Here is a 10,359-nt window from a genome sequence, read left to right as displayed (position 1 = left end):
CGGAAACGGGGAACGCTCCGGCGCAAGCCGGAAGCTGCCTGAGAGCGCGCTCACCACAGCACACTCACAAGCAACGGTATGTCGTGACCGCATCTATATGCGCAGGCCCGCCGACCTGGGCGCGCACACTCGTCATGGGATGGCACGATGGAAACCATCCCAACCAAAGTCAGTCGCAAAGGAGCGGATTGGCTGTGGCCACCGTGCCGAGTGTGTCGTACTCCATCACCGTGCGCCTGGAGGTGCCCGCCGGCGGCAATGCCGTCAGCCAGCTCACCCACGCCGTAGAGTCAGCAGGAGGTGTGGTCACCGCGCTCGACGTGACCACGGCCGGCCATGAAACGCTGCGCATCGACGTCACCTGCGCCGCGCGTGACACCGATCACGCGCAGGCGATCGTCGACAAGCTGGAGGGCGTCGAGGGCGTCGTCATCCACAAGGTCTCGGACCGGACCTTCCTCATGCATCTCGGCGGCAAGATCGAGATGCGGTCGAAGGTGCCGCTGCGCAACCGCGACGAGCTCTCGATGGCCTACACGCCCGGCGTCGCCCGGGTCTCCATGGCCATCGCCCGCAACCCCGAGGACGCCCGCCGTCTGACCATCAAGCGCAACACCGTCGCCGTCGTCACCGACGGCTCGGCGGTGCTCGGCCTGGGCAACATCGGCCCGGCCGCCGCGCTCCCCGTCATGGAGGGCAAGGCCGCGCTGTTCAAGCGGTTCGCCGACATCGACGCCTGGCCGATCTGCCTGGACACCCAGGACGTCGACGAGATCGTGCGCACGGTGCAGATCATCGCCCCCGGCTTCGGCGGCATCAACCTGGAGGACATCTCGGCGCCGCGCTGCTTCGAGGTGGAGCGGCGGCTGCGCGATCTGCTGGACATCCCGGTCTTCCACGACGACCAGCACGGCACCGCGATCTGCGTGCTCGCCGCGCTCACCAACGCGCTGCGCGTGGTCGGCAAGGACCTGGGCGAGGTCCGCATCGCCCTCGCGGGCGCGGGCGCGGCCGGTACGGCGGTGCTGCGCCTGCTGCTCGCTGCGGGCGCCCGCAACCTGGTCGTCTGCGACTACCTGGGCGCCGTGCACCGCGGCCGCCAGGACCTGGACGACTCGCTCCAGTGGATCGCCGACCACACCAACGCCGAGGGCTACTCCGGCGACCTGCGCGGCGCGGTCAAGGGCGCCGACGTGTTCATCGGCGTGTCCGCGCCCGGCATCCTCAACGGCGACGACATCGCCACGATGGCCAAGGACGCCGTGGTCTTCGCGCTCGCCAACCCCGAGCCCGAGATCTCGCCCGACGACGCCCGCGAGTACGCCGCCGTGGTCGCCACCGGCCGCTCCGACTACCCGAACCAGATCAACAACGTGCTGGCCTTCCCCGGTGTCTTCCGCGGCCTGCTCGACGCCCAGGCCACCGTGGTCAGCCAGGAGATGCTGCTGGCCGCGGCCAAGGCGCTGGCCGCCGTGGTGACCGCCGAGGAGCTCGGCCCCAACTACATCATCCCCAGCGTGTTCCACCCGGACGTGTCGGGCGCCGTCGCGGCGGCCGTGCGCGAGTCGGCCGGTGGCCGGGCTCGTACGGGCATGACGGAGGCGTGACGCGGGCGCAGACGGTTACCCACGGCTCCCGTCCCGCTCCGGGGAGTGCGCTCACCCGCGTGTCACGTGACACCGGGTGAGGCCCGAACCATCGGAAGAGCGGGTGGAGCAGCGCGAAAGGGGGTCCACCCCTCATGATGGAGGTATGGCGGAGGCGATCTACGTCGGTGGGCTTCTGGTGGCGACGCCGCAACTGGAAGATCCCAACTTCCGGCGCAGCGTGGTCCTGGTGCTGGAACACGACCTCGACGGCGGCACCCTGGGCGTGGTGCTCAACAGACCGAGTGACATCTCGGTGACCCAGGTGCTCCCCACCTGGGACACCATGGTCACCGGCCCGTCCGTGCTGTTCCAGGGCGGCCCCGTCCAGACCGACAGCGCGCTGGCGCTGGCCGCCGTCCCGAGCGGCCAGGAACCGCTCGGCTGGCGGAGGCTGCACGCGGGCACCGCGGCCGTCTCCAGGCTCGGCACCGTCGACCTCGACGCGCCGCCGGAGATCCTCGCCGGGGAGATCGCCCAGATGCGCATCTTCGCGGGGTACGCGGGATGGTCGGCGGGCCAGCTGGAGAGCGAGATCGGCGAGGGCGCCTGGTACGTCGTGGACGCGGAGCCCGGTGACACCTTCCACCACGAGCCCGAGTCGCTGTGGCGGGCGGTGCTGCGCCGACAGCGGGGCGAGCTCGCCTACGTGGCCACCTGTCCCGACGACCCGTCGATGAACTAGCCGGACGGCCGCTTCCGGACGGCCGTCCCCAGGCGGCCGGGCCCGCGCGGGATCCCGCCACCCGGGCACCGGGCCGGTCGGAGGGGCGCCGGGCCGGTCAGGGGCGTCGTGCCCGCGCCGGTGGCCGTGCTCGCGACGGCGGTCGTGCCCGCGCCGGTGGGAGGTGTTCCGCGACCCACCGGCCGCCGGTGCCCCGAGCGCGGTGGTACGGGCATAAAATCGCCAGGGTGAGTACGAAGATTCTCCCTGAGAGCGACGTCCGGCCGGACCTGTCGCACGGCGACGGCGACCACGAGCGCTTCGCCCACTACGTCGAGAAGAACAAGATCATGGAGAGCGCGCTGAGCGGGACCCCGGTCCGCGCGCTCTGCGGGAAGGTCTGGGTGCCGAACCGCGACCCCCAGAAGTTCCCGGTCTGCCCGGAGTGCAAGGAGATCTACTCGGGTCTGCCGAAGGGCGAAGACAGCAACAACGAGTGAGTGTTGCTCATGGGTGATCGCCACAGATGAGGCTACGGTCGGGATGCCGCCGGGGGGCGGCGAACGACCAGCGTCTGGGATCTGTCGGGGGAGTCCATGTTTCGGCGTGCGATCGCCGTTGTGTCCGCATGCCTGTTCACGGTGGGCGCCTCTCCTCCCGTTCCGGCCCTTCCCGGCGGTACGGCCGCGCCCGGTACGGCCGCGCCCGGGCCACCGGGGTGCGCCCACGCCTCCCGGCTCGCCCGTCCCGTGGCGGCGGAGCACGCGTCGGTGCCGCCTGTGTCGTCGGTGCCGTCCGCGCCGTCACCCGCGCGCGCCGGCGGGCGGCGCGGATCGAGCCCGCTCCCGCGCCTGCTCGCCATCACCGTGCCCACCTGGGTGCACGTCATCACCGACGGCCGCCTCGGCGCGCCCGACGTCGCCGTGCGCGCCCAGATCGCCACGCTCAACGCCGCCTACTCCGGGCGGTTCGGCGGCGCGGACACCGGGATCCGGTTCAGGCTGGACGGCGTCACCCGTACCGCCAATGCGGCCTGGTTCCGCGAGCCCGTCACCCACGAGCGGGCGATCAAACGGGTGCGCAGGGGCGGCCCCGAGACCCTCAACCTCTATCTCGCCCAGCTCGGCGAGCTGGTGCTCGGCTACTCCACCTACCCCCACGGGTACGGTAAGGAGCCCGGCCTCGACGGCGTGGTCGTCGACTGGCGGAGCCTGCCCGGCGGGGCGATGCGCAGCTTCGACCGGGGGTACACCGGCGTCCACGAGATCGGGCACTGGCTCGGGCTGCTGCACACCTTCGAGAAGGGCTGCGATCCGCCGGGCGACGGCGTGGCCGACACCGAGCCCGAGGGGCAGCCCACCGAGGGCTGCCCGCTGATCAAGGACACGTGCAAGGGCGGCGGGCCCGACCCCATCCACAACTTCATGGACTACTCCGACGACCGCTGCATGTCCGGGTTCACCCCTGGTCAGGCCGCCAGGATGCAGGAGATGTGGGCCGTCTACCGAGGCCGGGGAGCGGACACTACCCTTGACGGGTGACAGCACCGAAGACAGCCGACGCTCCATACGAAACCCCCCGGATCTTCGGTCCCGAATACCGGACCGCCTCCCTGGGCATCCTGCTCGTCGTCACGCTGATCGCCTTCGAGGGCATGTCCGTGGGCACGGTCATGCCCGCCGTCTCCGAGGACCTCGACGCCCTCGACCTGTACGGGGTGAGCTTCTCCGCCTTCCTCATCGCCGGTCTGTTCGCCAACGTCGTCGCCGGGCTCTGGTCCGACCGGCGAGGGCACGCCTGGCCGTTCCTGCTCGGCGTGGGGCTGTTCACGGCCGGTATGGCCATGGCCGGGGCCGCCGGATCCAAGGAGCTGTTCATCGTCGCGCGGGTCGTGCAGGGCCTCGGCGGCGGCGCCGTCATCGTGGCGATCTACGTGATGATCGCGCGGGTCTACGTCCCGGCGACCCGGCCCCGGGTGTTCGCCGCGCTGTCGGCGGCCTGGGTACTCCCCGCCCTGGTCGGGCCCGGCCTCACCGGCCTCATCGCCGAGACCGCGGGATGGCGGTGGGTCTTCTACGGCATCGTGCCGCTGGTCGTCCCCGCCCTCGTGATGCTCCTGCCCGCGTTGCGCATCGGCGGGCACTCCCCGGCGCCCACGCCCTCCACGGGACCCCGCTCCAGGCCGCTGGCGATGACTCTGGCCGCCACCGCCACGGCGTGCGGCGCCGGCGTCCTGCTGTACGGGGCGAGCCACCTTCACGAGGCGCCCGTGCCGGGCGGGATCGCCACCGTCGCCGGGCTGGCCGTCCTCGCCGCGGGCCTGCCGAGGTTGCTGCCGCCCCGGGCCCTCAGGTTCGGCCGCGGCCTGCCCACCACGATCATGATGCGCGGGGTGCTCGCCTCGGCGTTCTTCGGGGTCAACGCCTTCATCCCGCTGCTCCTCACCAAGGTGCACGGCTTCTCCGTCGCCGAGGCGGGGGTCGCGCTCACCCTCGGCGCCCTGGGCTGGACCACCGGCTCCTACCTGCAGACCCGCCGCTCGTACGACAGGCCGCTGCTGGTACGGATCGGCGCCATGGCGATCACCACGGGCATCCTGATGACCCTGCTCGCCCTCGTGCCCGGGGTCAGCGGCTGGGTCACCGTGCCCGCCTGGGTCGTCGCCGGGTTCGGCATGGGCATCGGCATGACCAGCGTCAACGTCACCGCGATGCGCCAGTCGCCCGACGCCGAGCAGGGCGCGAACTCCGCCGCGCTCCAGGTCGTCGACACCCTGGGCAGCGCGATCACCATCGGCTTCGGCGGTGTTTTGATCAACCTGATCGGCCACGACGACATCGCCACCGGTTACACCACGATCGTCGTGTTGATGGCCTCCATCGGGCTCTTCGGAACGGTCGTGGCCCGGCGCATGAAGGACATCCCATGACTCATTGGTCACTCCCGTAACAGCGATCACCCATAGCCGGGTCACGCCGCGGGATGCGTGGTAGGACGGTAGGACCGTCGCCGCCGGGAGGAGGTCCCGTGCACGAACGACCTCGCCGGTCGGACCCGCCCGACGAGTCCGGCCGTGGCGGTGGGCGCAGGTCCCGGCGGGCCCGCAGGGCCGCGCGGGCGGCCGAGGACGAGGTGTGGCCGCGCTCTGATCCGGACCTCGACGACGAGCGCCGTCCCTGGCCGGCGCCCGAGGACGACGAGTACCGCCCCTGGCCGCCGCCGGAGGACGAGCCGTCCGACGCCCGCTCCGGCCTGACATGGCCTCCCCGCATCCCCGAGCCCGGCGACGACCTCCCGCCCTCGGCCCGCTGGTACGGCACGCCCATCGCGCCTCCCGAGCGCCGTCCGGGGCGCCTGCGGCGCGTGCTGCTCGTACTGCTCGCCCTGGCCGTGGGGGGCGGCGTCATCGCCGGGGTGGTCGTGCTGGCGCTGCGGGCGCTGCCCTCCCCGCCGCCGGGGCGGGTGACCGACCCGGTCGCGGGGGTCAGCTACCCGCTGCCCGACCGCTGGCTCGCGGGTACGGTGCCACCGGTCACGGACTTCACCTCGGCCGCGGGCGACGGCGTCAACACGACCGTGATGGTCATGCCCGCGGAGCCCGTGACCGACGTGCGCGCCACCACCGCCGAGCTCAGCGACCTGTACGCGCGGCTCCTGCTCCACGGCGACGAGGTGAAGGTCGTGGACGACACGGAGATCACCGTGGGGGCGCGCACCGGGCACACCCGCTCCCTGCGCGCGGAGTACCTGGACGTGGTGAACCGGCCCGCGTACCTGCGCGTGGTCTTCCTCACGGGGGCCGGGACGCGCCCGGTGGTCGTGGTCGCGATGACCCAGCCGGACGACCCCGTGTCGAGGGCCGAGATCGACACGGTGATCGCGGGCCTGCGCTGAGGGGGTCTCGCGCGGTTCCGGCACCGCGAGTCCGGGGTTTCCGGCTTCGCGAATCACCGGCACGAGTCACTAGCACGAGGAGACGACCTTGGCGAGGATGTCGGCGGATCGGCACGTCTTGTCGGCGGCGCAGATTACCCTGGGGACACTGTGAGCACTTTCGCCGCATCCCACCTCTCGCCCTCATATCCGGACCGTGCCGCCTGGGGCACCGCGCCGAAGCTTCGCGCGTGGCAGCAGGAGGCCTTTGACCTGTACTCCAGCCGTGAGCCGCGCGACTTCCTCGCGGTCGCCACACCGGGTGCGGGCAAGACGACCTTCGCGCTCCGCATCGCCAGCGACCTCCTGTCACGAGGCATCATCCGGGCTGTGACGATCGTCACACCGACGGAGCACCTCAAGCAGCAGTGGGCGGACGCCGCGAGCAAGGTCGGCATCGCGATCGACCCGGAGTTCAAGAACAGCCAGGGCGCCACCTCCCGCGACTACATCGGGGTGGCCATCACCTACGCCCAGGTGTCCATGCACCCGGCGCTGCACCGCGCCCGCACCGAGGCACGCAAGACGCTCGTGATCTTCGACGAGATCCACCACGCGGGCGACGCGAAGTCCTGGGGCGACGGCGTGCGGGAGGCGTTCGAGCCGGCCGCCAGACGCCTCGCCCTGACCGGAACCCCCTTCAGGTCCGACGTCAACCCGATCCCCTTCGTCACCTACGCCGAGGACGGCGACGGGGTCCGGCGCAGCGTCTCCGACTACTCCTACGGGTACGGCCCGGCACTCGCCGACGGCGTCGTCCGGCCGGTCATCTTCCTCGCCTACGCCGGTGAGATGCGCTGGCGGACCCGCGCGGGCGACGAGATCGCCGCGACCCTCGGCACCCCGCTCACCAAGGACCAGCTCGGCCAGGCCTGGAGGGCCGCGCTCGACCCGAAGGGCGAGTGGATCCGCCAGGTCCTCCGGGCGGCCGACCGGCGCCTGACCGAGGTGCGCAGGGGCGTGCCCGACGCCGGGGCCCTGGTCATCGCGACCGACCACGAGACCGCCCGCGCCTACGCCCGCCACATCCGGACCATCACCGGGGAGGGCGCCACGGTCGTGCTCTCCGACGACCCCACGGCGTCCAAGAAGATCAAGGAGTTCTCCGCCTCCGAGCAGCGCTGGCTGGTCGCGGTCCGGATGGTCTCCGAAGGGGTCGACATCCCGCGCCTGGCCGTCGGCGTCTACGCGACGAGCATCTCGACCCCGCTGTTCTTCGCCCAGGCCGTCGGCCGCTTCGTCCGCGCCCGCAAGCGGGGCGAGACCGCGTCCGTCTTCGTGCCCTCCGTGCCGACCCTGATGGGCCTGGCAGGGGAGATGGAGGCCGAGCGCGACCACGTGCTCGACCGTAAGCCTCCCGAGGAGGGACTGGACGACTTCCTCCTGGAGGACGCCCAGCGCAAGAAGGACAACCCCGACGTCGTGGGTGACGAACTGCCGTTCGAGACCCTGGAGGCGGTCGCCACCTTCGACCGGGTCCTCTTCGACGGCGGCGAGTTCGGCAGCGCGGCGGAGACGGGTTCCCCCGAGGAGGAGGACTTCCTCGGCCTGCCGGGCCTGCTGGAGCCGGACCAGGTCCGCACCCTGCTGAGCAAGCGCCAGTCCGACCAGCTGAAGGCCAGGCGCAACAAGCCCGAGCCCAAGGAGCCGCAGCTCGCCCCGCACGAGCTGATCGCCAATCTCCGCAAGGAGCTCAACGGCCTCGTCGGCGCCTGGAACCACCGCACCGGCCAGCCCCACGGCGTCATCCACGCCGAGCTCCGCAGGGCCTGTGGCGGGCCCGCCATCGCGCAGGCCTCCGCCGAGCAGATCCAGGAGCGGATCGGCAAGATCCGCCACTGGGCCACCCAGCGCTCCCGCTGACCGGGTCACCGGGCCGGGCGGATCGCCACCCGGCCCGGCGGTCCCGCCGGGCCGGGTCACCGGAGCGTGGACGGCTCCTCCGGTATGCGACCCGGCCGGATGAGGGCGATCGGCCTGCCGGTCCGCCCGTCGATCGCCCTGAAGGCCCCCGTGTCGCGCACCGGCACCGTGAGCGGCACCTCCAGGGAGGCCACGCCACCGGCGACGCTCACGGGCCACGTGGTGGCGCCGGACGAACGGTTCTCCGCCTCGTCCTCGCGCATCCAGACCTTGATCGTGCGCTTCCTGTGGTGCAGGACCACGGTCGCGGTGTCGCACTCGTCCGCCCTGGCCTTCCAGAAGAGCGTCACGCCGCGCGGCGCGCCCTGGCGGCGAGCCAGCCGCACCCGCTCGGGGGCCGGCATCCGGCCGCGACAGGACGTGTCCCGCGCGCCGGAGGCGCCCCGCTCGCCCGGCTCACCCTGTACGAGCCGCTCTCCCCGTCCCGCCTGTGCTCCCCGTGCGTCCCGCGCGCCCTGCTGGGCCGCCTCGGGGGGCGGCGTCGGCGCGTGGGCCGCCGGGGACGCCGGGTACGCCGGGTACGGAGCCCGGATCTGCGGCTGGGCCGCCGGGGCCGGGGGCGCGGCGATCGGAGTCCGCGCGGGAACCTGGACGACCGTGGTGGCCCAGATCGTGGCCGCTTCCAGCGCGACCAGCGACAGCACGCTCGTCAGCCGTACCAGCGTCCCTCCGCGAAACAGGTTCCACAGGCACAGCGGGGTCAGGATCAGCCAGGAGACGCCGAGCACGAACATAGAGGTCACCACCGGTAGTAAGAAGTCTCGACTCCCCGTGATACTCCTGTCGCAACCGGTGATGGTTCTGTTTACCCATCCATGCCGATCCGGTAATCGTTCGGATGCTCAGAGTGGTCGTTGTTGGTAATGTGCCGTCGTGACCATCCCGGGCCCTCCGCCGGGTTCCCCCTGTGATGCACCCAAAGAGGACAAGTGTTGGCCGAGATGATCCGTACCGAGATCATGGAGTACGTGGCTCCTATGTTCGAGCAGATCATGGCGAGGATGGACACCCTCGCCACCAAGGAAGACCTCGCCGAGGTCAGGCAGGAGGTCGCGAAGTGCGCGACCAAGGAAGACCTCGCCGAGGTCAAGGAGGATGTGGCCGGGCTCAAGGTGGACATGGCCGAGGTCAAGGAGGATGTCGCTGGCCTCAAGGTGGATGTGGCCGGGCTCAAGGTGGACATGGCCGAGGTCAAGGAGGATGTCGCTGGCCTCAAGGTGGACATGGCCGAGGTCAAGGAGGATGTCGCTGGCCTCAAGGAGGATGTGGCCGGGCTCAAGGAGGATGTTGCTGGGCTCAAGGTGGACATGGCCGAGGTCAAGGAGGATGTGGCCGGGCTCAAGGTGGATGTTGCTGGGCTCAAGGTGGACATGGCCGAGGTCAAGGAGGATGTGGCCGAGCTTCGGGTGGAGGTCGCGAGGTGTGCGACCAAGGAGGACCTCGACGGGGTCAAACAGGATGTCGCGGTCCTGGCGGAGGACATGGTCGGGGTCAAGCGCGACATGAAGGCCATGGCGTGCGACATCGGCGAGCTGAAGGAGAACCACCGGACCATGGACGGGAAGCTCGACCGGATGATCCTTTTTCTGGGGATGCCGCAGAGCTGAGAGACGTCAGGCCGGGCGGACCACGGGTGTGCCCGCGAGGCGGGCTCCGGCGGAGCGGAGTTCGGCGAGGGCGGCCTCGGTGGTCGGGGCGGACACCCCGGCGGTGAGGTCGAGGAGCACCTGAACGGACAGGCCGTGCGCGACCGCGTCCAGGGCGGTGGCCCGCACACAGTGGTCGGTGGCGATCCCGACGACGTCCACCGCGTCCACGCGGCGCTCGCCGAGCCAGTCGGCCAGGCTCGTACCGTCGGCGGTGACGCCCTCGAAGCCGCTGTAGGCGCCGCTGTGGGCACCCTTGCTGAACACCTCCTCGACGCGTGCGGTGTCGAAGGCGGGGTGGAAGCCGGCCCCCGGGGTCCCGGCGACGCAGTGGGCGGGCCAGGTGCTCACGTAGTCGGGTTCGGCGGCGAAGTGGGAGCCGGGGTCGACGTGATGGTCACGGGTGGCCACGACGTGGTCGTAGCCGTGTGAGGCGGCGTGCCTGGAGATGGCGGCGGCCACCTCGGCGCCGCCGCCGACCGGAAGGCTGCCGCCCTCGCAGAAGTCGTTCTGGACGTCGACGATGATGAGTGCGGTTGGCATGCGA

The 10,359-nt window shown here is 71.5% G+C and carries 10 protein-coding genes; 8 read left to right on the top strand and 2 right to left on the bottom strand.

From position 1 onward, the window contains the following. Nucleotides 1-194: 194 nt before the first annotated feature. From ACVCAG_RS37385 to ACVCAG_RS37355, 7 genes are all read left to right on the top strand, one after another. Nucleotides 195-1,607: an NAD-dependent malic enzyme gene (locus tag ACVCAG_RS37385; protein ID WP_362850780.1), complete on the top strand. Its 1,413-nt coding sequence runs from the start codon at nucleotides 195-197 to the stop codon at nucleotides 1,605-1,607. Between the two features lie 145 nt (nucleotides 1,608-1,752). Next, entirely contained in the window at nucleotides 1,753-2,331 is a 579-nt protein-coding gene (locus tag ACVCAG_RS37380; RefSeq protein ID WP_350973560.1) for a YqgE/AlgH family protein, read from the top strand. 227 nt (nucleotides 2,332-2,558) lie between these two features. After that, on the top strand, nucleotides 2,559-2,810 hold the full coding sequence (locus ACVCAG_RS37375; protein WP_329091055.1) for a DUF3039 domain-containing protein: 252 nt from the start codon (nucleotides 2,559-2,561) through the stop codon (nucleotides 2,808-2,810). Nucleotides 2,811-2,930: 120 nt separating this feature from the next. Next, nucleotides 2,931-3,851: a zinc metalloprotease gene (locus ACVCAG_RS37370; protein WP_440086982.1), complete on the top strand. Its 921-nt coding sequence runs from the start codon at nucleotides 2,931-2,933 to the stop codon at nucleotides 3,849-3,851. After that, nucleotides 3,848-5,239: an MFS transporter gene (locus tag ACVCAG_RS37365; protein WP_440086981.1), complete on the top strand. Its 1,392-nt coding sequence runs from the start codon at nucleotides 3,848-3,850 to the stop codon at nucleotides 5,237-5,239. Before ACVCAG_RS37370 ends, ACVCAG_RS37365 begins: the two co-directional genes overlap by 4 nt. A 98-nt stretch (nucleotides 5,240-5,337) precedes the next feature. Continuing rightward, entirely contained in the window at nucleotides 5,338-6,204 is an 867-nt protein-coding gene (locus ACVCAG_RS37360) for a hypothetical protein (RefSeq protein ID WP_440086980.1), read from the top strand. A gap of 150 nt (nucleotides 6,205-6,354) precedes the next feature. After that, nucleotides 6,355-8,106, top strand: coding sequence for a DEAD/DEAH box helicase family protein (locus tag ACVCAG_RS37355; protein ID WP_440086979.1), 1,752 nt, complete (start codon nucleotides 6,355-6,357; stop codon nucleotides 8,104-8,106). A gap of 56 nt (nucleotides 8,107-8,162) precedes the next feature. On the opposite strand, the gene ACVCAG_RS37350 is transcribed toward ACVCAG_RS37355, so the two are convergent. Next, nucleotides 8,163-8,909, bottom strand: coding sequence for a hypothetical protein (locus tag ACVCAG_RS37350; RefSeq protein WP_440086978.1), 747 nt, complete (start codon nucleotides 8,907-8,909; stop codon nucleotides 8,163-8,165). 189 nt (nucleotides 8,910-9,098) lie between these two features. Between ACVCAG_RS37350 and ACVCAG_RS37345 the strand changes: the two genes are divergently transcribed. Continuing rightward, complete coding sequence (locus ACVCAG_RS37345; RefSeq protein ID WP_440086977.1) at nucleotides 9,099-9,773, top strand: hypothetical protein; 675 nt, start codon at nucleotides 9,099-9,101, stop codon at nucleotides 9,771-9,773. Between the two features lie 6 nt (nucleotides 9,774-9,779). On the opposite strand, the gene ACVCAG_RS37340 is transcribed toward ACVCAG_RS37345, so the two are convergent. Next, complete coding sequence (locus tag ACVCAG_RS37340; protein WP_440086975.1) at nucleotides 9,780-10,355, bottom strand: nicotinamidase; 576 nt, start codon at nucleotides 10,353-10,355, stop codon at nucleotides 9,780-9,782. Nucleotides 10,356-10,359: the final 4 nt, after the last annotated feature.

The sequence above is a fragment of the Streptosporangium sp. G12 genome (assembly GCF_052983175.1).
This window is presented reverse-complemented; position numbering and strand designations above follow the sequence as displayed.

Bases quoted from the DNA above. Each gene is read 5' to 3' on its own strand.
- ACVCAG_RS37380 (WP_350973560.1), top strand. From the start codon at position 1,753: ATGGCGGAGGCGATCTACGTCGGTGGGCTTCTGGTGGCGACGCCGCAA.
- ACVCAG_RS37340 (WP_440086975.1), bottom strand. From the start codon at position 10,355: ATGCCAACCGCACTCATCATCGTCGACGTCCAGAACGACTTCTGCGAG.